At 44.9% G+C, this 23,560-nt stretch carries 25 protein-coding genes; 10 read left to right on the top strand and 15 right to left on the bottom strand.

The genetic code is table 11. The features are described from left to right. Positions 1-48 precede the first annotated feature (48 nt). From FFM70_RS07425 to FFM70_RS07445, 5 genes are all read left to right on the top strand, one after another. Entirely contained in the window at positions 49-366 is a 318-nt protein-coding gene (locus FFM70_RS07425) for a PadR family transcriptional regulator (RefSeq protein WP_137616219.1), read from the top strand. Then, the gene (locus FFM70_RS07430; RefSeq protein WP_137616220.1) at positions 363-1,001 is read left to right on the top strand and encodes a DUF1700 domain-containing protein; all 639 of its coding nucleotides are present in this window, start codon (positions 363-365) and stop codon (positions 999-1,001) included. The genes FFM70_RS07425 and FFM70_RS07430 overlap by 4 nt, the downstream gene beginning before the upstream one ends. Then, positions 985-1,911: a DUF4097 family beta strand repeat-containing protein gene (locus FFM70_RS07435; RefSeq protein WP_137616221.1), complete on the top strand. Its 927-nt coding sequence runs from the start codon at positions 985-987 to the stop codon at positions 1,909-1,911. Before FFM70_RS07430 ends, FFM70_RS07435 begins: the two co-directional genes overlap by 17 nt. 115 nt (positions 1,912-2,026) lie before the next feature. Further along, complete coding sequence (locus FFM70_RS07440; RefSeq protein ID WP_137616222.1) at positions 2,027-2,497, top strand: DUF2975 domain-containing protein; 471 nt, start codon at positions 2,027-2,029, stop codon at positions 2,495-2,497. Next, positions 2,494-2,706, top strand: coding sequence for a helix-turn-helix domain-containing protein (locus FFM70_RS07445; RefSeq protein ID WP_137616223.1), 213 nt, complete (start codon positions 2,494-2,496; stop codon positions 2,704-2,706). The genes FFM70_RS07440 and FFM70_RS07445 overlap by 4 nt, the downstream gene beginning before the upstream one ends. Before the next feature lie 74 nt (positions 2,707-2,780). Here FFM70_RS07445 and FFM70_RS07450 read toward each other — a convergent pair whose 3' ends face one another. The 4 genes from FFM70_RS07450 to FFM70_RS07465 all read right to left on the bottom strand — a co-directional run bounded on the left by FFM70_RS07450 (position 2,781) and on the right by FFM70_RS07465 (position 6,768). Next, a complete protein-coding gene (locus FFM70_RS07450; protein ID WP_223877453.1) occupies positions 2,781-3,974 on the bottom strand; it encodes a GGDEF domain-containing protein in 1,194 nt (397 codons plus the stop codon). Between the two features lie 230 nt (positions 3,975-4,204). Next, complete coding sequence (locus FFM70_RS07455) at positions 4,205-5,290, bottom strand: YdcF family protein (RefSeq protein ID WP_137616269.1); 1,086 nt, start codon at positions 5,288-5,290, stop codon at positions 4,205-4,207. A 75-nt stretch (positions 5,291-5,365) separates the two neighbouring features. Beyond that, positions 5,366-6,121: an ABC transporter permease gene (locus FFM70_RS07460; protein WP_137616224.1), complete on the bottom strand. Its 756-nt coding sequence runs from the start codon at positions 6,119-6,121 to the stop codon at positions 5,366-5,368. Next, positions 6,118-6,768, bottom strand: coding sequence for an ABC transporter ATP-binding protein (locus FFM70_RS07465; RefSeq protein ID WP_137616225.1), 651 nt, complete (start codon positions 6,766-6,768; stop codon positions 6,118-6,120). Before FFM70_RS07465 ends, FFM70_RS07460 begins: the two co-directional genes overlap by 4 nt. A gap of 245 nt (positions 6,769-7,013) precedes the next feature. Between FFM70_RS07465 and rlmD the strand changes: the two genes are divergently transcribed. Both rlmD and FFM70_RS07475 read left to right on the top strand, forming a co-directional pair. After that, positions 7,014-8,456 (top strand): 23S rRNA (uracil(1939)-C(5))-methyltransferase RlmD, encoded by a 1,443-nt coding sequence (rlmD, locus tag FFM70_RS07470; RefSeq protein WP_137616226.1) that lies wholly within the window; start codon positions 7,014-7,016, stop codon positions 8,454-8,456. A gap of 24 nt (positions 8,457-8,480) precedes the next feature. After that, positions 8,481-8,921, top strand: coding sequence for a hypothetical protein (locus tag FFM70_RS07475; protein ID WP_137616227.1), 441 nt, complete (start codon positions 8,481-8,483; stop codon positions 8,919-8,921). A 39-nt stretch (positions 8,922-8,960) separates the two neighbouring features. Here FFM70_RS07475 and FFM70_RS07480 read toward each other — a convergent pair whose 3' ends face one another. From FFM70_RS07480 to FFM70_RS07515, 8 genes are all read right to left on the bottom strand, one after another. Further along, positions 8,961-9,695 carry a Cof-type HAD-IIB family hydrolase gene (locus FFM70_RS07480; protein ID WP_137616228.1) on the bottom strand — a complete coding sequence of 245 codons (735 nt, stop codon included), beginning with the start codon at positions 9,693-9,695 and terminating at the stop codon, positions 8,961-8,963. A gap of 150 nt (positions 9,696-9,845) precedes the next feature. Beyond that, entirely contained in the window at positions 9,846-10,292 is a 447-nt protein-coding gene (locus FFM70_RS07485) for a MerR family transcriptional regulator (RefSeq protein WP_137616229.1), read from the bottom strand. An 83-nt stretch (positions 10,293-10,375) separates the two neighbouring features. Further along, complete coding sequence (locus FFM70_RS07490; RefSeq protein WP_137616230.1) at positions 10,376-11,251, bottom strand: SDR family oxidoreductase; 876 nt, start codon at positions 11,249-11,251, stop codon at positions 10,376-10,378. An 830-nt stretch (positions 11,252-12,081) separates the two neighbouring features. Beyond that, complete coding sequence (locus FFM70_RS07495) at positions 12,082-14,082, bottom strand: PTS sugar transporter subunit IIABC (RefSeq protein WP_137616231.1); 2,001 nt, start codon at positions 14,080-14,082, stop codon at positions 12,082-12,084. Beyond that, on the bottom strand, positions 14,079-15,749 hold the full coding sequence (gene treC, locus FFM70_RS07500) for an alpha,alpha-phosphotrehalase (RefSeq protein WP_137616232.1): 1,671 nt from the start codon (positions 15,747-15,749) through the stop codon (positions 14,079-14,081). Before treC ends, FFM70_RS07495 begins: the two co-directional genes overlap by 4 nt. A gap of 173 nt (positions 15,750-15,922) precedes the next feature. Next, positions 15,923-16,573 (bottom strand): endonuclease III domain-containing protein, encoded by a 651-nt coding sequence (locus FFM70_RS07505; RefSeq protein WP_137616233.1) that lies wholly within the window; start codon positions 16,571-16,573, stop codon positions 15,923-15,925. A gap of 108 nt (positions 16,574-16,681) precedes the next feature. Beyond that, positions 16,682-16,939 (bottom strand): hypothetical protein, encoded by a 258-nt coding sequence (locus tag FFM70_RS07510; RefSeq protein ID WP_137616234.1) that lies wholly within the window; start codon positions 16,937-16,939, stop codon positions 16,682-16,684. 33 nt (positions 16,940-16,972) lie between these two features. After that, positions 16,973-17,533: an NADPH-dependent FMN reductase gene (locus FFM70_RS07515; protein WP_137616235.1), complete on the bottom strand. Its 561-nt coding sequence runs from the start codon at positions 17,531-17,533 to the stop codon at positions 16,973-16,975. Positions 17,534-18,683: 1,150 nt separating this feature from the next. Here FFM70_RS07515 and FFM70_RS07520 point away from each other — a divergent pair. Together FFM70_RS07520 and FFM70_RS07525 are read left to right on the top strand one after the other, a co-directional pair. Further along, a complete protein-coding gene (locus FFM70_RS07520; RefSeq protein WP_223877455.1) occupies positions 18,684-19,928 on the top strand; it encodes a hypothetical protein in 1,245 nt (414 codons plus the stop codon). A 150-nt stretch (positions 19,929-20,078) separates the two neighbouring features. Next, positions 20,079-20,561 carry a Fur family transcriptional regulator gene (locus FFM70_RS07525; protein ID WP_137616237.1) on the top strand — a complete coding sequence of 161 codons (483 nt, stop codon included), beginning with the start codon at positions 20,079-20,081 and terminating at the stop codon, positions 20,559-20,561. A 31-nt stretch (positions 20,562-20,592) separates the two neighbouring features. Here FFM70_RS07525 and FFM70_RS07530 read toward each other — a convergent pair whose 3' ends face one another. The 3 genes from FFM70_RS07530 to FFM70_RS07540 all read right to left on the bottom strand — a co-directional run bounded on the left by FFM70_RS07530 (position 20,593) and on the right by FFM70_RS07540 (position 22,459). Continuing rightward, complete coding sequence (locus FFM70_RS07530) at positions 20,593-21,186, bottom strand: NADPH-dependent FMN reductase (RefSeq protein ID WP_137616238.1); 594 nt, start codon at positions 21,184-21,186, stop codon at positions 20,593-20,595. Positions 21,187-21,315: 129 nt separating this feature from the next. Further along, positions 21,316-21,549 carry a PLD nuclease N-terminal domain-containing protein gene (locus FFM70_RS07535; protein WP_137616239.1) on the bottom strand — a complete coding sequence of 78 codons (234 nt, stop codon included), beginning with the start codon at positions 21,547-21,549 and terminating at the stop codon, positions 21,316-21,318. Positions 21,550-21,613: 64 nt separating this feature from the next. After that, positions 21,614-22,459, bottom strand: a complete 846-nt coding sequence (locus FFM70_RS07540) for a metallophosphoesterase family protein (protein WP_137616240.1) — start codon at positions 22,457-22,459, stop codon at positions 21,614-21,616. A gap of 171 nt (positions 22,460-22,630) precedes the next feature. Between FFM70_RS07540 and FFM70_RS07545 the strand changes: the two genes are divergently transcribed. Continuing rightward, entirely contained in the window at positions 22,631-23,182 is a 552-nt protein-coding gene (locus FFM70_RS07545) for a GNAT family N-acetyltransferase (protein ID WP_137616241.1), read from the top strand. The last annotated feature ends 378 nt before the right edge of the window (positions 23,183-23,560 follow it).

Below are 23,560 nucleotides of genomic sequence, written 5' to 3' on the forward strand. Positions count from 1 at the left end.
TTAGTCGAGTAATACTATACGACGTATAATATGATAGGAGGACTAGTGATGGCGATTCAAATTAGTTCGGAACTCCTCGATGGCTGTGTCTTAGCCTTATTGAGCACCGAAGATTATTACGGTTATGCCTTAACGCAGCGGTTGCAAGCTTCCGTTGCCGTTTCGGAGTCAACCTTATACCCGGTTTTACGCCGTTTAAAGAAAAACAGTTGGGTCACAACTTACGACCAAGCCTTTCAAGGACGTAATCGCCGCTACTATCAAATTACTGCGGCGGGCCAACAACAACTAACACTGATTCAAAAGGATTGGGACACTTATCAAAATGCAATTAGTAACTTATTAAAGGGGGCAGCGGCATCATGACGGACTACTTAGACAAATTCGCAGCATTACTCATCCAGCTGAATGATGACGAACGCGACGAAGTACTCGAGTTTTACCGCGAATATTTACTCGATGCCAATATTCAAGACTATGACGACTGTGTGGCAGAACTCGGAACGCCCAAACAGCTCGCCCGGAAAATTTTGGCAGACTATTCCATTCGTTTCAATGAAAATCTCACTGGCAACTCAACGAAGCGCCAAAAAGGCCGCGCTGGCGTGCGCACCATTTGGCTGATCGTGCTGGCCTTGCTTTCAACACCTATTACCATTCCGGCGTTGATCGTCATCTTGGCTGTACTCTTTGCTTTGGCCGCCATCGTCTTTGCCGTGGCAGTTGCCATCGTCGCAATCGTGGTCGGGCTGACATTCCTCAGCCTTTCCATGATTACCGCAGGGGTCGGGGTCTTCACACAATCGCTATGGACCGCGTGTTTCTACATCGGTAGCGGGCTCGCCGCGATTGGGGTCGAATTACTCGTGTTACCACTCTTCTTGTGGTTTATCGGTCTAATTATCCAAGGTGTTTCAACGATTGTACAACGCTTATACCATCGTTTCGTTAAAAAGAATCGCGCTGAGAGAGGAGGTCGTCATCATGAAAAAAACCGTTAAAATCGGCTTTCTATTATTAATTTTAGGGCTTATTTTGGCCATTCTAGGTATCGCCAATAACGGTATTAAAACAATTTACTGGCATGACGGCTTTCATATTGCCAAACGCTATACAGCGTCAGCTCAGCCAACCAAAATCAAAAGCATCACGCTTAAAACTGGCAGTAATGTGATCGTGCGTTCCGGTGACCATAACAGTATCCGCGTCACTAGTTCGATTGACCAGCCACAAATCACCGACAATGATGGTCGCATTACCGTGACCTCATCCGTTAAAAGCTATCAATCTTTTAACTTTCAATTCACGACTCCCGTCAACGAAGCCACAGTCATTACCGTTGCCAAGGGAACTAAACTAGATCAATTGACCGCTGGACGTGCACAAAATGGTGACGTTAGCCTAAATAGTCTCAACATTGGGAAACTCACTGCTCAGCCCCAAGGCGATTTGACCTTACGTGAAGTTAACGTGACCCAGCCGTTGACTGATATCACTGCCTACAATACCCGTTTCAATAAGGTCACTGCCCCCAGTCTGACACTTAAAAGTACTGGCGATATCACTATTGACCATAGCCAGTTTGAGAAATCGACCTCTTCGATTACAGGCAACGACGATGTGACCATTCGTCAAACCAAATTGAGGAGCGGCCAAATCAATGGTAGCGATAGTGATATCAGCTTATTAGATAATCAGCTAGCCCAACAGTTGGCAGTTAAAACAACTGACGGCGATATCCACGTTACTACCGCACCAAGTAGTGGGATCAACGCCCACACCGATGATGGTGATCTCACCGTTTTCAGCTGGCACCATGATAATCAAAAGAGCTATCAGTATCAACCAAAAGCCAATCAACAATATCAACTGACGACAACTGACGGTGATATTACCGTTACTGCTTCGTAATGACCACCGAGTCCAATTTAATGGGCTCGGTTTTATTTTATTGATAATCATTAACTATTTATTGATTATCGATAAACAATGCGTATAATTAACTTAAAAAGTTGAGGTGTTAGTCATGAAAAAACAGACACTATTACTCAAAGTAGCCTTGATCGTCATCAGCCTAATGATGATTTTAGCCGCAGTGATTGTCGTACCAACAATTCTCCGGAACACTCACGCCGATTTAGATGGCCTAGTTTGGCCACTGGGAATCGGCCTCTACGCCATGATCGCCCTAGTGTTCCTAGCCGTCTTTCAGTCATGGCAGTTACTCACCCTAATCGACCAACGGAAAGTTTTTACAACGCCATCCGTTACAGCGCTGACTTGGATCAAGCGAGCGGCTTATAGTGTGACCGTCATCTTTGCCGCCCTACTGCCAATTTTTTACGTGTGGGTCCAGGCTGAAGATGCGCCTGGCTTACTCCTATTAGCCTCAATTTTAACGGGTATTGCTTTCGTCATCGGCCTATTCGCTAATATTTTAACCCAATTATTAACCAGTGCTATTCAGCTCAAAAAAGAAAACGAGTTGACGATATGATTACAATAAACCTCGATATCATGCTCGCCAAACGTAAAATGAGTCTGACCGAACTCTCCCAAGCCGTTGGGATCACAATGGCCAACCTATCAATCCTCAAAAATGGCAAGGCCAAAGCGGTCCGTTTTTCGACTCTAGCCGCGATCTGTCGTGTTTTGGATTGCCAGCCTGGTGACTTATTAGCTTATCAAAAGGACGACCAGCTTTAACACAAAAATACCGCTAATAAAAGAACGTCCTCGGCAATTCCAATTAAGAATTGCCGAGGACGTTCTTTTATCAACTAACTCAATACTAGCGTTGTCCCTTCTACTGTGATCCGATTACGCCCAGCTTCCTTTGATAAATAAAGATAATGGTCGACGCGATTAAACCAGTCATCGAATGTCACGTCACTCGGCTGTAATTGTGAAATCCCAAATGAGACCGTCACTCGCAATTTTTGACCATTGAAGTCAACGGTTTCTTTTTGAAGGTCATCGCGAATCGCTGTAATAGTTGTACGGGCTTGTTCGGCCGGAATCCCACGGAAAATCACGACAAATTCCTCGCCACCATATCGAAACAGCTGACCATGCGTGGTCTGTTTGAAAAGCGCCGTCTCAAAATGAGTGGCCACATGTTTCAATACGGCATCCCCAGTCATGTGCCCATAAGTATCGTTAAATTTTTTAAAATGATCGATATCAAACATCGCCATCGTCACTGCCGCATTCGGCCGTTTTTTATAAGCGTCAAAGACCTCATTTTTAATCGTATCAAAATTGGCACGATTACGTACGCCCGTTAACTCATCGTAATTGACACGCTGATCCAATTGCGTAAATTTCGTAATTAAAGCACTGATCCGCGTGACAAAGAAACGGATGATCCACATATACACAATAAAAATAATTAAAACGTTGATCGTATAAGCCAAATTGAAGCGATGGACCGACCAAATAATAAACCACCAAGTTCCACCATACACTAACTGTAGCGCCAGATAGCGCCACTGTGACCCCATGACACTAGAACGATGTCGTGAAAAGTAAATGATTGTCCCAGAAAGCAAGACCGTCATAATAATAAACGTCGCCACAAAATGGGCGCCTTTCCCAAGGTACATCCCCTGACCATAGAAAAAAATCGGCATCAAAATATTAATAATTTCGACTGCCAAATTTCGCATGGTGTATAGGCCGAATAGTAAAACTGTCAATTGCGCGGTGGCATATGACCAACTCAACATGTTTTCCGGATCAATCGTGACACAAATCGACCGTAATAAAATCATACTAACGACTAAACTAGCCGCTTCATAACCATGTGCTAGGATCGTAAACCGACGCTGCCGTAACCGTAGCGCCCGTTGCTCAAGAAAATAGGTCAAAATAGTCATCAGGGTAATCAAGCCGATGGTAATTAGGGCAATGATCACCGTATTAATATTAAAAAAATCAACATTAATCATCTGAACCAATTGGTCTAATCGCACCTTAATCACCCCTAACTATTATGTTCAAATCAATTGTCTTACTAGATGATACCATGAAGTGCCTTTAATCGTTAGCACCTGACGCAAACTATTTTGCCCTTACAATAAGCTAATGACGCGACTTTTTCGGTTACTTGCCACATAAAAAGCCCGTTAACCGGGCTTTAGAATAAGCAATATTCAACTTGTTTTAAGCAAATGTTACCGTTAACTTTTTTGCGTCAGCCAGCTTAAAATTGACCATTATACAAATCTAGCAAGACCATCGCTAACGATAATAACAACATTCCCACTGCGGCGGCCGCATGCCACCATTTATGGCGAGCAAAAATCGCAATATATTCTCGGATAATCGCATCCGGTAAAAAGAAATGCGCCGTACGCGCGCCAATGCCATCCGCTTTCAAACCAGCTTGCTTCGCAAACATCCCAGCTCGAAACGTGTGATAGTTGTTCGTGACAAAAATCGTTTGCGGATTTTGAACACCACCTTGGTCGATCAAACGCTTACTAAACTGCATATTTTCCAAAGTAGTTGTCGACTTGGTCTCGGCTAGCCCATCCGCTGCCGGTAACCCCTGCGCAATGGCGTAATCTAGCATCGCCTGACCTTCTGGCACCGTTTCATCCGCGCCTTGACCACCAGAGAAAATCATTACGGCTGGATGTTTCGTGCGACGTTGCTGTTTTTGATAAAAAGCTAACCCGCGTTTAATTCGTTGACCCAGTAGTGGCGAAACTTCATCACCGTTTAACAAACCAGCCCCGAGCACAATAATATAGTCTTGGCGCAAGCGTGGCCGGTTGAACTGATAGATGACGAGCATCGTCAAATAGTTATAAAACCAAAAAGCCACGTAAAAAATCAGTAGCCCCGAGAAAACCGTCATAAACGTATTCACGGGCTGTGGCACCCGATTACTAATGGCACTGCTGATAAACGGCAAAATTAGAATCGCTAACCCTAAAAACAAGGTCAGCATATTGGCCAGCGTGTGACTTTCATGGCGCCACACGATCCAGGCATTCCATAATAATAAGAACGCTTGTAAAAAGAACAACACGCCAAGTAATAAAATAAAGCCCACAAAAATCGTCCCACAAACGATAATCAAAGGATGATTATTCGTCCCTAGAATCGTAATCGCCAAGACGATCAAAAATGAATAGAAAAATAGCGAAAACCAAATACCATTGCTCAAACGCACCTTATCCCGACGATACTGCCAGCTGAAAAACAGGCCTAAAACCAGTGGAATCAACCATGACCAATAAAATTCAGCTGGTACTGGTAACCAAACACTCGTGTCACTAATTACGCACACCCCCTACAAAATCTCATCTATCATAGCATAACTAAAACGGCACAGCCTAGCCACGACGTACCATAATTATTTCAATTGTTTTTGTTCATTATAAAAGTTTCGATAAGCTAAATAACAAGCAATAATCGAGCCCAAACTTGTCGCTGACAACAACATAAAAGTCACCATAATTTGGTATTTAATCGCGCGAACCGGATCGACGCCCGCGAAAATCAACCCAGACATCATGCCGGGCAAACTAACTAATCCCACCGTTTTTGCCGAATCAATGGTCGGTGACATTCCCGTGCGGATGGCTTCGCGGACAATTGCAATCGAGGCATCCATGAGTCCGGCACCGAGCGCTAACCGTTCTAGCACCCTTTGTCGCTGATCATGGAATTGGCTATTCAAGCTGCGATAAGCCAGCCCAATCGCCACCATTGAGTTCGACGCAATCATCCCAGAAATCGGAATCATTTGTGACGGAATAAATTTAATCGCACCCGCTAAAACTAGGACGCCTAGTGTCACACCTGTACTGATGAAAATAGCTAAAAATGAAATTGGCAACGCATGTGCAATCCCCGCTCCCCGTTTTTGCGCATTCCACGCCGCATTAAAAATAATGAATAAAATCATCGCCGTCGTTAACCAGAAATTATTCACGCGGAAGATATATTTCAATAAATAACCCACAATAAACAATTGAATCACCGCGCGGACGACCCCAATGATAATATCCTTATCCAGCCCTAATTTTTGCCACAAACTAATAGCTAGCGCGACTAGAACTAGCATTGCCGCTAAAAACAATGAGGTATTATTGACCACTAAATTCATGCCCCCACCTCCAAACGACCATCAACGACCCGCAACAGTTGATCCGCCGAAGCAATCTCCGTCGTGTCGTGCGTAATCATCAGCGTTGTCACGTGTCGATCTTCATTTAAATGACGTAACCACTCATGAATAATGTCCTTGTTCGCCGTATCCAGCCCCGCCGTTACTTCATCTAAAAGTAATATTTTCGGCAAAAACAGTATATTGCGAATCAGCGCGACACGCTGACGTTCACCACCGGACAAGTCTTCAATTTTCTGGTTCAACATTTTAGCTGACAACCCGACGTATTCCAAAGCGGCTGTGACGTGTGGCAGATCGATCACCTGTTTTCGAATTTGATACGGAAACGCTAAATTGTCCGCAACCGTCGTACCAAATAGCGTTGGTTGTTGAAAGCAGTAGGAAACTTCTCGCCGATACATGATTGGATCATAACTTTCAATAGGTTTACCAGCAAAAATCAACTCACCACTCGTTTTTGAAATCATTGCCGCCATCAATCTGAGTAACATACTCTTACCACTCCCTGATGGCCCAGTAATTGTATAGTTCGCACCAGCCGGAACCGTTAAGTTGATCTCCTGCAAAATCAACTTATCTTTGACCTGATAATTAACATTCTGCAAACTCATTAAAGCCGTCATGAAACATCCCTCCACCCCAAATTCTAGTTGGCCTAAGTTTAGCATAAACCGTTTACACTTTAGACCTATTAAGCGCTGGAAGATGACCACTTCAGATAGCTAATGATGCTTCTTAATTTAGCTAACCAAATTAGTCGGCGGCGAAACAATTCAGCCTTAAAATCCTAAGCCGCCCCGTACCGCCAGCCAGCATGCTATAATGATTTGAACGCAGTTAACAGAAAACGAGGTTAGTTAAAACTAATATGACACAATCGAATCATTATCCAAATCGGCGGCCAGCCCGGCCTTCACAAGCCCGCCGCCAGCCAACTGAAAAAGTCCAAACCGACGTCACACTAGGTCAGCGCTTCCCATTGACCATCAAACGCCTAGGAATTAATGGTGAAGGTATTGGCTACTATAAGCATGTCATTACTTTCGTCAAAGGGGCCTTACCGGGTGAAGTCATTGTCGCTGAAGTCACGGTTGTTCATCCACGCTACTTAGAAGCAAAAATTCGTAAGTTGCGTAAAATCAGTCCAGATCGGGTCGATCCCCGTGACGAGTACGCTGATGAAGTCGGTGGCTTCGAACTCGAACATTTAGACTACCCGGCTCAATTAAGATTCAAACAAGATTTAATTCGCCAAGCTTTAGAAAAATACCAACCAGCAGGCTTCCGGCAATATGACATCCGCCCAACCATTGGCATGGACGATCCTTATGAATACCGTAACAAGGCCCAATTCCAAGTTCGGATGATCGATGGCCACGTCGCAGCAGGACTTTATAAGGAAAATAGTCACGACCTGGTCGACCTCCCGACTTGTTCCGTTCAAATGCCGGTCACGATGACTGTCATGCGCGCGGTAGTCGGTTGGCTGGAAGAATTGGCTGTGCCAATCTATGATGAGGAACACAATTCTGGCATCGTCAAAACCGTGGTCGTTCGGGCCGCGGCGGCAACGGGTGAAGTTCAACTTGTCTTTGTCACCAATACGCCAAAGTTCCCTAAGAAACATCAATTGCTCATGAAAATTGCCGACAAGTTACCAATGGTCGTTTCCGTGATGCAAAATGTCAATATCGGTAAAACTTCTCTAATTTGGGGCGACCAAACGACTTTATTAGCTGGGAAACCAACCATCACTGAAGAACTCGATGGACTGGCCTTTGATTTGTCAGCGCGGGCTTTCTTCCAATTGAATCCTGAACAGACTAAGAAACTCTATCAACTGGCTCGGACCGCGTTAGACTTAGCGCCACACGAGACCTTGGTCGATGCTTATTCTGGGGTTGGGACGATTGGCTTGTCATTGGCCGACGTTGCCCAAGAAGTTCGCGGGATGGATACCATTCCAGCCGCCGTTGCGGACGCCAATGAAAATGCCAAACGCAATGGTATCACCAACGCTAAGTACGAAATTGGCGAAGCTGAAACGTTGTTACCACAATGGTTAGCCAGCGGTTTCGCACCCGACGCTATCGTGGTCGATCCACCACGTACCGGCCTTGATGATGTCTTAATCGACGCCATTTTACAAAGTGCACCTGAAAAATTAGTCTATATTTCATGTAATCCATCGACGTTAGCCCAAGATTTACGTCAATTAACACGCGGTTATCAAGTCGATTACATTCAATCGATTGATATGTTTCCACAAACTGCCCGTTGCGAAGCGGTGGTCCGTTTCACCAAGCGGTAATAATCAGTAAGGGAGTTTTTGCTTATGGCAGAATCTGATAGTCAAATTACTTTAACGATGACCTTTAGCTTGCGGCCACCGTTTAAGACCCATTTCTTATTATTAAAAGATTATATTGCCGACGTCCGCATTCCGGAACGTGAGGGCATGTTGACGACCATGATTGCGAAAAACATTCCGCTGTCACCGGCCTTAGAACAGCTTAAAACGATTTTTGACGATGTGAAGAATCCCGTTTATTGGCAGCTTCATGATCAGGCGGTGCAAGAATATTTCACGGCCCATCCTGACAAACGTCCCATTTTGCCATTGGACCTCTTACAAGTCGTCATCAATACATTGGCTGACCAAGGTCTGACGGACGCGCAATTACGCCAGATCATGCAAGAAATCTACACCCGCCTGCAAACGAACCAGTTTAGCGGCGCTGCGACCCAGTCGCTCTTAACGGAATTTACAAAATAGTTGTTAACAAAAAGACCAGCGTTGGCTGGTCTTTTTTGATTACTCAAAATATTGCGCTAAAACTTGTTGAATCCCGTTATGATTATTATCAGTCGTCACTAAATTAGCACCTTGTTTTACGGCGGCCGGTGCATTGCCCATCGCAACCCCGATGCCGACTAACTTTAATAAGTCTAAATCATTAAAGTTATCCCCAAAAGCAATCGCTTGTGCTGGGGATATCTGTTCATCCGCGATCAATGTTTCCAGTGCGGCCGCCTTAGAAACGCCGGTCGCGACAATTTCCAAATAAGTCGGTTTCGAACGATAAGCTGAAATAGCCTGCGTTGGTTTGGCCAACCACGTCGCCGGCACCACAACTTCTGGTTGATACCCGATGCCAGCCGCTTCTTGCTGCTCCCACGGGCCCAATTCACGCACCAACCATTGATTAGCCGCATAAATATTGAATGACGCTTGCGGCCAATTCTCACGTACTAGTTGTTCAACTTTCGCCGCCACTGCTGACGCAATCGGTCGCTCTTCAAGTACCGTCAAACTCGTCGCGGTCATTTTGGCGGTCAGTGCGCCATTGTAAGCAATCATAGTGGACGTAATCCCCAATTGCTGCGCTAACCCAAACATGCCTTTGGGGGAACGTGCTGACGCCAAGACCATCGTGGCCCCTTGTGCGACTGCTTGCTTGACCCCAGTCACGGTTGCCGGCAAGATTTCAGCAGCATCAGTTAAAAGCGTCCCATCAATATCGCTTAAAATCAGTTTTGGTTTAGTCATTGTATTACTCCTCCTTAGTTTCATAAATATCAACTAAAACCATTGTAACGTAATTAAACCGTTTTCAAGCCTTCAATTTAACAAAAAAGCCCTTGTCACATTGGCCGCCAACATTCGGCGACCCATGGACAAGGACCTTTTTAAACGACACTATTCTTTTGGTTTTAAAATAAACTTTGGTCGTTCATCCACTAACTTCGCAAAAAGTTCTTGGGTTGGATCTGGATCAAATGTCCCTAAGTCAACCAATAACTGGCCGTCTTCCGCCACTTCAAAGCCTTGATACCGATCAAATAAAACGTGATACATCGTTTGAGCGGGCCGCATACGTTCATCCACTTGGGCGGCGGCCGCTTTCAAAGTATAACCGGTCTGCAACAAATTGCTCATGGCGGCGGCTTTAATGACCATTTTCATGGTGTAAATCCGCGCGCGCCCCGGTTCATCCTCATTTTTAGGAATAATGTACCCCTTTTTTTGCCAATAACGCAGCTGGCGTGGCGAGACACCAGTCATTTTGCTTAGCTCACTGATACCGATCGTCAATTGTCCCCGATGAAACATTTCCCGAAAATCCGATGTCATCCCCGTAGCCATGCTAGTGCCCCCCTTTCCATATGCTTTCGTCAACCTAAATTATAGCATGGAAAATGGCATCGCTAGCGTACGAGCCATGAATTTTAAAGCTTTTTCGGTGCGGACTGATAAGTTGTTTGTAAGAAATCAAGCAGTGTTTGTGCGGGGCGGCCCATAATCGTGGCATAATCCGAACTAACTTCTCCCAGTAACCCTTTTGCCCCACCGGCATACATTGACGCCAACATATGGCCCTCGTTACCTTGGTTATACATCGTGGCAAACTGTTGCAACGTCACTGGTTGATAGCCAATCGGTTGCCCAGAAACTTGGCTTAGCACTTCAGCTAAAGCTGGCATGGTGTATGACTTCTCTTGCGTCAAAGTATAGATTCGGCCAGAAACCAACATTGCTGGCGTCGTCGCCACTTTTGCAAATGCCGCCGCGCTATCAGCCTGGCTAATAAAGCTCAAAGCTTGGTCAGCCATTGGATAAATCACATTTTTTCGCTCAATAAGTTCTGGTAAATAAGGTACCAATGGATCAGCGTACAAGCTATTACGAATAATCGTATATTGTAGGCTAGAAGCCGCTAACCGCCGGGGCACATACCCATAAAATGCCGACAATGCAAAGGGGTTATTCACTTGATCCGCAATAAAGCCCATGACCAACATGTGCTTCACCTGACTAGCTTCCGCGGCCTGAATGACATTTTCAAACTCACTCACGCGCGAATAACTATCATGGCTCTTACTAGGCACATAAATAAAGACGTCACTGCCTGCCAACACTGGTTTCAAGCTTTCAACATCGTGATAATCCATCGCGGTTACCGTCATTCCTTGCGCGGCAAAATCCGCCGCCTTGCTAACAGTATGCACGCCCAAATTCAGTTCTGTCGCTGGGACTAATTTGTGCAACGCCTTGACAATTTGAGTGCCTAAATGGCCAGTTGCGCCCGTAATTGTGATTTTCATTTTAAATTTCCTACTTCCCTGTAACTTTATTAGTTACATTAAACCAGCTTTTGTTAAAAGTGTCAACTAGTTGCATCAGATTTGTGCTTCATTGCCGCCTACCGGTCGGTTCGTTTAGGGCTGGAACGCTGTGAACCGATTTTGAGCCAAAGTGCGGTCTCAAAAGTCGGTTTTTGACTAACCGCGGCAGCCCACCGCGCTAAGTCAAATGCCACGGCTGAGCCCTAAACGAACCGACCTCACGGCTAGATCAGGTCCTAAAACCTGAAGTTCTTCCTATTTTGAGAATCTTCGCTAAACTTCAAAAGCTAGTACTTATTACTGTATCAACACAAACCTAACCCGACGTCATCGACTGCCTGTTTTTACAGTTTTTGAACTCAGCACGTAGAACCAGCCGGAACTTGAATTGACTCATTTCAAATCTAGTCACTCAAAAAACAGGTCATACTTAAACCGAATCATTCACTCAAATTCACGAATTAGCGTCAATTCGACTTATAATACTATTCCACATCCGCCGAGTTCAGCTTTAAAATCACCCGAATATAGCCGGAGGTTGCCACTGATGGCATCGGTCGTGATGGTGGCGTTTGGTCGGCTGATTTTCGCCGATCTTACGCCACGGACCGGCCGGGACAATTGCGGGCTTAGCAACTGTTCCGGGCGAGGGGGCAGACCGCTCCTCAGGCTGGCCCCGGTCCCACGACCGCATGTCATCAGTGGCAACCGGAGGCGGCAACTCAGCAGCCAAATAAAAAGTCCGCTGCATTCATCTGCAACGAACTTTTAAGACGTGATCGACTTTTAAAGCCTAATTGAGGGGTTAACTAAGCGGCTTGTTCACCTAAATGCTTCTTCTTAGGTGCCGTTTTAACATTCTTAACATCTGCATCTGAGAAACCAAACATGTAAGTCAACGTGAAGGCCACGATGATGTCAGCGATGGAAGCAATCCAGAAGCCCCAGAAACTGAAGTCCAAGCCTTTCGGGTTAACGAAGGAAGTGAACCCAATTAAGGAACCAGCGAAGCCCCACATATTAACATGCATCAAGCCGGTTAAGAACCCACCAACGGCCCCACCAATGCTGGCAGTGACGAAGGCCCGACCATATTTCAAGTTAATCCCGTACATTGCGGGTTCAGTGACACCAGAGAATGCTGAAATCGTTGCGGGCCATGCTAATTCTTTAATGCTTGCAACCTTTGATTTCATGGCAATGGCTAAGACCGCGCCACCTTGAGCGACCATCGTTGCAGAAACGATCGCGTTCAAGTAACTGTGACCAGTCGTGGCAATATCGTTGGCCACAATTGGAATAATCGCCCAGTGTAAACCGAAGATAACCAAGACTTGATAGAACCCACCAATAATCAATCCTGAAATTGCTGGACTGAGTTCGTAAATCTTCACGATCCCGGCAGCTAAAGCACCTGAGAAGGCGGTAATGATTGGGCCGAGGAATAAGATAATGGCCCCTGAGATAATAATAACTTCAAGTAATGGGACAAAAATCATCCGTAAGACCGTTGGAATCACACGCTTGAGCCATGGTTCCAATTTGCTAGCTAACCAAGCGCCGGCAATCATTGGGAAGATGGAATAACTGTATGAAGCAACGTGAACTGGTAATCCAAAGAAGTCAGCGTTGATGCCCATTCCTAATAAATGACTAGTGACTTTACCGGTGCTGGCAATTGCCACAATCGTTGGATAAGTCAGCACCCCACCAATGATTCCCATGATAACTGGGTCAGAGCCTAACTTCTTGGCGGCCGTAAACCCAACGAAAATTGGTAGGAAGTAGAAGACTGAGTCGCCCATGGCATTGATAATCACATAAGTCGACGTGGTGGCGGAAACGATCTTGAAGGAAGTCAGTAACGCCAAGACCCCTTTTAAGATACCGGATGCCGCCAACAAACCGATAACCGGAATCATGGAACCCGTAATAACCCCAATTAAAGCGCTAAAACTGTGCTTAACTTTTTGCCAAGGCGTCATCTTTTTCCATGCGGCCTTGTTAGCTTCTTTTTCACTGGCTAAAGCGGATGCATCGTCATCGCCAAAGCCGGGGCCAAGTTGCGCGACAACTGCATCGTAGACGTCGTTGACTGCGGGGCCGATGACAACTTGATATTGCCCGCCAGCCTTTGCCACGTCAATGACACCCTTTAGATTACGAATGACATCATCGTTAGCAATGCCTTCATCCTTTAAATAAAACCGAACTCGGGTAATACAATGAATGACGCTCTTGACGTTCTCAGCACCACCGATATTAGTGATGATCTGGCTCGCCAACTCATCATACTTGCCGCCATTACCTTTGGCTGGCGCTGAGGTTGTGCTTGCTGCGGATGCCGCTTGCAATTCAACTTGAGCACCGACTGCACCAGCTTTAACTTGGCCTATATTTGGCACTAATTTGGCAACTTTATCCGCAGTGTTAGTCACGGCTAAGATCACAGTGGTCTGTTTGCCAGCTGCCTTGACCGCTGCTAAATCCATCGTCCCAATCTTGTCACCGGCTTTAACTTCATCGGCAACGTTAATGTTTAATTTGAATGGTGGATTATCCTTCAATTCAACGGTATCAATCCCCAAATGGACCAAAACTTCCAACCCATTATCAGCAGCAAAGCCAATGGCATGTAATGTTGAGGCCACCATCGTAATTTTCCCGCTAACGGGCGCGACGACTTGGCCCGAAGTTGGTTCGATACCGAAGCCTTCACCCATCATACCTTGTGAAAATACCGGATCTTTAACGTCACTTAAAGGCATCAGCTGCCCCGTGATTGGTGATAATAATTGCACTTGTTTCATCGCGAGTCTCCCCCTTTGTTTAAATCGCGTAATAAGGCAATTGATTCATATGGTTGCAAAATCACCGCATTGCCAGCGACCGTCGTCCCATAATTCGAAATTAAAACGGTCGCCCCCACAAATTCAGGTGGCAATTCAACGGTCGTTTTGCGGCCAAAGAAATTATTCAAAACGGCCACCTGCTGTTGTGATGTGGTTCGCAGATAGGCCAACACTTGAGGATGATCTAAGAATAATGGCTGATAATCCCCATCTGAAATAACTGTAAGCTGTTTCCTTAACTGAATTAACCGTTGATAGTAGCTAAATATTTCCCCATGCGCTAGCTCATCCGTCACGTTGATCGTTGCTTGATTCGTCGGCTTCAGCCACGGCGTCCCGGTCGTAAACCCGGCCGTCTTCGGCGACTCATCCCATTGCATCGGCGTACGCGCATTGTCTCGCGACTTCACATGAACTAAATGAAATGCCGCGCGATCGCCATGACCTTGGGCACGTAATTGGCGATAAGCGTTGTGACTCTCAATATCAACATAATCTTCAATCTGATGATATTGCGGATCCGTCATCCCAATTTCTTCACCCATATAAATAAACGGCGTACCGCGTAATAAATGCATCACAGTGGCGAGCATTTCGGCAGATTTTTCACGGTAATGCACGACATCACCAAATCGATTCACCGCCCGTGGCTGATCATGGTTGTTCCAAAATAGGGCTTGCCAACCACCGGCGGCAGCCATCCCTTGTGCCCAGTCATTGATGATCTTTTTGAGCGCCATGAAATCAAATTGGCGGTCCGTCCACTTATTACCGTGGTCGTAATCCACTTTGAGATGGTGGAAATTAAACACCATTGACAGCTCATGCCGATCTGGCTGAGTATAGGCGATACTGTTGGCTAATGTTGCAGACGAGAGCTCACCAACCGTAATGTCATGCGGATGGCGACCAAAACTGGCAGCATTTAATTCCTGCAAGTAATCATGCACGATTGGCCGGTCCGTATACAAGACCTTACTGCTCATGGCCGGTGGTGCATCTAACAGTTCGACATCTTTACCGATGACATTGATCACATCAAAGCGAAATCCACGTACACCTTTGCTTTGCCAGTAATTAATGATATTGGCACAAGCTTGACGAACAGCGGGACAATGCCAATCTAAATCAGCTTGAGACTGGTCATATAAATGTAAATAATATTGACCCGTCTCACCAAAAGGCGCCCAGGCAGAGCCGCCAAACTTGGATTGCCAATTCGTTGGTGGTGTACCATCAGCCTTTGCCGGTCGGATATAATAATATTGCTGAAACTCAGGATCACCCGCCAAGGCTTTCTGGAACCATTCGTGTTGCGTCGAAGTATGGTTGAAAACCATATCCAACATGACATCGATACCCACTGCTTTTAAGTCTTGAACCAACTCATCAAAATCCGCCATCGTCCCAAATAAGGGATCGATTTGATAATAGTCTTCAATATCGTAACCATTATCGCGTTGCGGCGAAACAAAGAATGGATTGAACCAAATCATATCGATATTTAATCGTGACAGATACGGCACTTTGGCAATGATTCCCCGTAAATCGCCAATCCCATCACCATTACTGTCATAAAACGACTTGGGATAGATTTGATAAATCACTTTCTGTGAAAAGCGCACCAATATCCCCTCCAAACCTAACTCAGATTTAAATAAAAACCGGTTAAAAAAGAAACCGCTTTCATTTACTTGTACTTATCATAACCACCTCAAACTGGATGGTCAAATATAATCCGATGATTTGTTCGATTATATGTCATTTGAACGAACGACTTTATTAGTTAACTTACTTTCTAATGCAAGTGCAATTGCTGGTCAGCGAGGAAAGACTGCTGAAATGCAGGTACTGCCTTAACTTGCTTGCCAAATTCAACGATCAGCGCATGAAATTCTCGTGCCATCGGAAAATCATAATCCCAATTAGCAGCAATCAGGGCTTGCGCTTTAACATACGAACTCGGTAAGGCTAATCCTAGCCAACCAAAAAGACGCCGCAAATAGGTATCCACAATAATCGTTGGCTTGTTAAAAACATACATCGTAAAATAGTCAGCCGTTTCATCGCCAATTCCTTTGAGTGCCTTCAATTCACGGCGAATTTGTGGCGCTGGCAAGGCGCGAATTCTGGCTAAATCAAAGTCGTACTGGCTACTCCAGTTCGCCAAGCCTTGTAACGTTGGGACTTTGCGCGTGTAGAAGCCCGCGGGTTTAACCAAAGTCGTTAATTCCGCTGACGACAATTCAAGTAAGCGTTGCGGCTCAAACTGCGTGGCCTGTTTTAGATTTTCAAGCGCATAGTCGACGTTGCGCCAATTCGTATTTTGGACTAAGACACCGCCCCATAAAATTTCCCAGGGGGTCTCTGCTGGCGCGACACCTGATTCCAACCAATGCTGAGGACCCATCGTGGTCAACATTAAGTGATAAAGTTCATCGATCGTCATGCTTTTTCCTCCAATATAAAAAAGCGCCCGGAAAATTCTTCCAAGCGCTCGATTTAAGTTTCATGATAATTGAAACTGCCCATAAATGACAGTCAACGGTTCTAATCACTAGTCGTCAGTAACACTAGTCCGCTTAACGGTTAAAACAATGTCAGCCTTATGATTGGCTGGTTTGACTTTTTCAGCAAAGTCCAAGCCGGCATCCTTAAACAAGTTTTGAACTTCAGTATTTACTAACGGTAAGTCGCGTGGATCTCCGGCTTGCTGGCGAATATAAACAACATATTCATCTGGCAATTCTTCCAAATCATATTCAACATCTTCATCATTTAAAATGACATAAATCAACTTACGTTCTCTGTTCATCTGAAATTACCCCTCAACTCTTATTTTTGGTTCTTAGTCAGTGACTTTCGTCAGATTAACTTGATGCACAAATTTGAGATAGTCTTGCATACAGTGATCCAACCAATCGATGCTGGCTTGATCGGTCAAATGACCCGCATTGTCAAACTTATTTTGGACGGTGCCCATCAAAAATTCATCGCCGGGCATCGTTAATGCAGCGACACCAGGTGAGTCCAAGATTTGACGTAAATGACCTTGAGCCCGCACCGTGCCTAATGGTCCCATGGTGGCGCCCAGAATCATAACTGGCTTTCCCTTTAAAGGATGTTCAACACGTGATAGCCAATCAATGGCATTCTCAAGCACCCCTGAAATACTATGGTTATATTCTGGGGTGACAAAAATGACGCCGTCCGCGTCGAGCACGGCTTTTTTGAAAGCCTTAACATTATCGGGTGCTTCTAACTCAATATCTTGATCATAATACGGTAACTCTTGTAATGCTGGGATGGCCACATCCATCTGTTCAGCATACTGCTTTTTCACAAATTCAGCTAACTTTCGGTTGTATGAGGCATGGCGAATGCTACCAACAAGCGCAACAATTTTCATGTTCTGAACACTCCTTTAAGCTTTGGTTATCTTAAGTATACCCCTTTTTAGTGCTACGGGCGGAACCGGTTTCAAGTATTTTCATAAAATTTGTAAAATATTGCACTAACTCGGGTATTCAGTCAAAAACATTCTGGGTGAAAACCACGTATCGTAACTTACCACTTCATTAGTAACTAAAGGTTGAAAGTTGAAAAGCGCTAATCTATCCCACTGTAATTCCTAATCAGGCTATGAAAGATAGTTGATAATTGCCGCTTCCGGTCGTTGTTGATAACATGCGGCCGCGGGACCAGGGCAAGCCTGAAGAACGTCTTGCCCCTCGCCCGGAAACTTTGCCTAAACCGCAAATCTCCCGGCCGGTCCGTGGTGTAAGACCGGAAAAACGCCGGTCAAACGCCACCTTCACGGCCGATGCTATCAACAACAACCTACAGCTAGTCCACTACTCCAAATGATTAGCCAGTAATTTAGATTTAGCGAATTATTCAGAATCGGTATCCTGTGTCAGCAGGGTTAGCTAGCATAGCGTCGAGGCAAAAAGCTGGATTCTGCATGACAGAGTGACGACCCCGTATGAGACCACATTAGGTATTACCAACACCAGTATCAGTCACGACAATTCTGACACTTTCACCCTTTAAATAATTTGACGATAAAAGATAGTCGGTTGTTTATACTGACGGAGTGATAAGTTATATGCAGTCATTTGGGCTATCAACAATACCGGCATTATTAGATACTTGGCACTTTCAATTTTTAGTTGTTTGACAAGTATTTCGCAGATTTTAGCTTATAGAAGTAGATTGCATTGATTTAGCCGTGAGGTTAGGGCTATTTAGGGCTCAGTGATGAAATTTATCTTAGTCAGAAGTGGGTTGCTTCTGGCTTAGATAAAGGCCGGCTTACGAGACCGCTTTGTGGCTCGGAAACGTGCCCATCACGTTCCAGCCCTAAATAGCGCTAACCGGAAGGCGGCAATTACCCACAAACTGGGTCTGAACTACAGGTTTGAACTACGGGTTTGAAACCGCAAATCAAAAAACAACCAACCGTTTATTAACTTTTTTCAAAACAAAGCATCCCACCCATCCCCCGCATACCCAGTCTGTTATACTGTTTATTAGAGAATTTGATCGGGGGTTTTACTGTGTATTATCGTGGTGAAGTACTAGATTTTGTCAATATGTTACTCACAGATGCCACTGCGCCTTTAATGCGGTCGCGGCTAGTCTTTTCTAGTAAAATCGATGTTGAACACCTCAAAGCTGCCGTCCTGTCGACTGCGCAAATCGTCCCCGAGGTTTTTGCCCACTATCAGGCAGATCACAATCGCTTTGAGGTCACCAACCAACAAGTTAATGATATCGTTATTGAAGCGCAAAGCCCGTACAGTCCCGAAAACTTTGATTTCAATTTCGAAACCGGACCACAACTACGCTTATTTATCATTCATCATGATCAATACGATGTCCTGCAAGCCTTCATGAGTCACCTTTTGACCGATAGTGTCGGTTTCAAGGAATACTTATACTTATTAGCACAAGCCTACAATCATGACGATCTCTCCGCGTTAACTAATGAGCGCCGCTTACGGCCAGTAATGACCCAATTACAGCGCCAATTTCAGCGTCCTAATCGTCATCCTGAATTACCGTTAAACACCGTCAAGTTACCTCATTATCAAGGGATGAATTTACGACATGTTGGGCATATTATGCTCACAAGCAAACAATTCATGCGAATTCGGCGCGTCGCTAAGTCTCAAGATGTTGGAATTAGTGAAGCTATCCTCGCCGCATATGCGAAAGCCTTGCAAGTTCTAACGGGGCACACCACAATCACGCTGCCTTGTCCTATCAACTTTCGCCATTTTGCCGAGGATGAGCCCAATACGACTAGAATCGCCAACTTGACCGGCTTAGTTTATCTTAACGTCAAAGTTGATGTAGACGCACCATTCTCCGCGCTCGTCCAGCACGTGCATGATCTGCTGACGACTGAACGGACGCACGCCGCTTTCCTGTACCGGCTGACTAATCTGCAAAAGATGAATCACACAATGCCAGTCAGTCTGATGCGTAAGTTGACCAATCGTTGGCTCGCGCAACAACCCTTGACTTACACTAACTTTGGGGTTGTCGACCAGCAACGGTTGCAATTTCATGGCTTAACCGTGGTCAATTGTGTCTTTTCCGGCGCCTTTCGGACCACGCCCACCATGGAGATCGCAGCTAGTACCTTTGCCGGCACCTGCACACTGAGTTTTAATAGTATCGGTTCCGAACGGGATTACCAGCTTGGCATGAAGATTTTAGAAAATATCCAAGCCCAACTCCTTGTTTGGTCACAATCAGCAGTTGTTAGTGAACCAATCAGTTCTGAAGAATCTTAATTGCCAGGCCTAAAAAAAGGGACTGGCTTTATTTTTGGCTTAAAGCGATTAACTTTATCAAAAATTTTTGTTAATAACGTTTCTAAATTGGAATCCCACCAATAAGTGTGGTTTAATAGGGGTGAATCTTAGCAAAGGAGGAACCGCGTCGTGGCAGAAGATATGTTAACGCAAGCCTTGCAACAATTAAAGGATCACAAAATTCGGGTAACCCCGCAGCGTCAGATTATTCTGACTTACCTCGTTACTCACCATAACCATCCTTCAGTAGAAACTATTTATCAGGCACTAGAATCTCAACTGCCCAATTTAAGTTTGGCGACGGTTTATAATACCTTAAAGCTATTCGTTGATTTGGGCATCGTGATTGAGTTACAAAACGGTGATGCTGGCACGCACTACGACTTCTTTGGTCGGCCCCACTATCACGTTGTCTGTGAAAACTGTGGTAAGATTACCGATGTTTTTGAACCAGATTTGAGTGGCATCGAAACGACCGCCGCCAGACTTTCTGGTTATTTAGTTACTGGTCACAATATGGAAGTTTATGGGCTCTGTCCTGAATGCCAAGCCAAACTAGGCGTTACGCATAAAACCGATTTACAACGTTTGAATTTAAGTCATGCTGAATAATACAAAAAGTCGACCATCGCTGGCCGACTTTTTATTTTGGCTGATAAGGCTGTTGCTTACCGACCGTTGCATAGTGCACTAATTCATCAAAAGCAGCTTGTAACCGCGTCGCAAAATGATCACTATTTTGAACCGCTGGCAACAAATCACCTTGAGCAGTGAAGTTTTGATCAGCATCCCACAATAAGACCGGTGTTGGTAACACTAACATCTTCAACATTTGTAATATCCCAACCATCGAAGCCGCTGCTAGCATCCCACCATCACTATAATGCGAATAAGTCACGATTTGAACTGGTTTATGATCAACTTCTGGCCCAACAAAGTCCAAGGCATTCTTCAAACTACCGGGCATCGCATGGTCATATTCAGGACTCAAGATGAGATAACCGTCCTGTGCTTTCAAATCCGTCAACCAACGTTGTTCAACGGGGGTTAAGTTCTGAATCGTTGCTGATAACGGTGTCTCAGCGTGATCATAAAATGGTAACGGATAATCCTTTAAGTCTATCCAAGTTAAATCAACTGAGGTTGCCGGTAACACCGTCTTCAAATACGCGAAAATCCGTGAGCCTAATGATGGCGTACGAGTCGTACCTAGGATAATTCCAATCTTCACTGTCATAAATGTAGCCTCCATTTCACCTTACTAGTTAATCATATCACTTTTATATATCAAGTTTTAATCATTTTTTATATAAAAGTACGCCAAAAAAAGCTGCCAGCAACTGGCAGCTCATTATTATTGAAAGATTTAATCACGGGATTGCCCAAACATAAAGTAGAGCCATGGCCCAATCGGTTGAACAAAGGCTAGCAATAACCAACCAATTTTATGTCCGCGCCGAAGCGACTTGGCACGGATAATATCTGTAATCGCAATACTGGATGCCACAAATTCAAACGCTGCAAATGGTGCAATTTGTTGCCGAACCCGCCGCGATAATTTAGGCCGCCGTTCATGGTGCAAGTGACAATGTTTTAACATTTCAAAAGCCCCCTTCTTCGTTTGCCTTTATTATACGCGGCTAAAAATGTAAACGCTAACAGTATTATAAATTTGCAGGTCGTTTCGTTAAAAATCGGGTTGCTGGAATTTGTAAGCTATCGATGACCGTTGGTTGCTGTAATAATTGGCGCACGGTAATTCCGACCTGGCCGTGATCAACCGTAATAATTTGATAGCTACTACTTTCACGAATTTCATGTAATTGTGGATCTGTACAATCAATATCAAATGACGCTGAACTTGCTACCACGTTTAGGATATTATCACCGTTTAAATAGCTGGCTGGAAAATGGACATGGCCAGAGAAGACCCCACCGACATTGTGTCCGCGTAAAACGGACAATAATTCGGGTGTGTTTTGTAAAATTGCGTAATGCATATTCTCCATTGGAGCACCATCTAACGGATGGTGCAAGAATAGAAAGGCCCGTTTGGTTGGAGCTTGTCGTAAATGTTTGCCTAACCATTGGAGCTGTGCGGTTGGCAACCACCCAGCTTCATAACCATCAATTTTAGAATCCAAAAAATAAAAATCGTTATTGCCGATTCGCATCCGATTCGCGTAATACGGCCCGGGATCAGCTGGCAGATAGCCTTCATAAAAAGCTGAACGCGTATCGTGGTTACCTAAGATAACACGCACATGACAATTAAACTCATCTTTCATCATGTGCACAACGCCATGTAGTCGTTGATAATCATCCGCAGCCCCGCTATGAATCAGATCACCGGTAAAGACGATTAAATCTGGTTGATATGGTAAAGACCGAATATCCTGAATGATGGCCGTCAATTTCATCCAGGGATCAATGTTTTGATGATGGGCAGGCAGTTGACCATGGGGCGTCAAATGCGTGTCCGAAATCTGAATTATATGCAACCGTTGCATCCTATCACTTCTTTACACTAATATTCACCAAATGGTTAACCCTAGCATACTGATTGGACGTAAATTTTAGACAAGCTAATCTGTAAAATAAATGTAAACATTTAGTGTGTAGTGCTTTTTTGCTGAGTGAGCTATGATTAAGGTAATCGTTTAACAAGTGAGGGAATTATTTTGAAAAACATTTTAGCCGGGCCACAGCTTAACTTGGTCGTACCACAGCCTGAAGATTTTGATGAAATTAGTGAGTGGTATACCGAGGGCAGCTTCTTACGCAATTTAGATACCGCACCAGCACGCCCACTTTCTGGCGAAGAATTGGAACAGACTTACCGCAATCTTGATCGTCAAACGGAGTTCTATTTCCACATTCGGACTCAGGCCGATGATCGATTAATTGGATTCGTCACGCTCTACAATATTGAATGGACCAACCAAATCGCCCAACTAGCGATTGCCATTGGTGACCCTGCAGACCGCGGACACGGTTACGGGACTGAAGCTTTAAATTTGATGTTAAATTACGGTTTCAACGAACTGAACTTGTATAAAGTGTGTTTGGACGTCATCGCAACTAACCACGCCGCCATCTCAGTTTATCAAAATAGTGGCTTTGAATTCGAAGGGACGAACAAGCTTGCGGTCAAGCGTGACGGGGAACGTTACGACTTGTACAGCATGGGATTATTCGCTGAAGACTTCCAACCACGGATCAAATTAGTCTAATCTCCCAGCGCAATTAGTTGCAGCCGGTAGCGTTTGCAATTATAATAGTCGCAGATTGATAGAAAGTGACTAACTGACTATCGGTCATTAATATTCTTTAGTTTTTAGATTGTTATCGGCGTTGCTGCCATAATGCCGATGAACGATCACTTTCATTCATAGACTCCCCCAAGTCTTATGAATGGGGTTCATCAAAGCCCCCACTTTGATGTTTCCTACTCCTTGACCACTGCATCCATGATGTGGTGGCTTTTTTTGTGCAGAGTGTGAGGACAACCGGGTTGAGTGTGAGCATTGCCTAGCCTAGGCAATTACTCGGTGCATTTCCGAGTTGTTGGCTAGGCGTAGCAAGCGGAACACTCAGGTTGGCCGAGCACG

It is taken from the genome of Lactiplantibacillus nangangensis (assembly GCF_005405065.1).
Taxonomy (GTDB): domain Bacteria; phylum Bacillota; class Bacilli; order Lactobacillales; family Lactobacillaceae; genus Lactiplantibacillus; species Lactiplantibacillus nangangensis.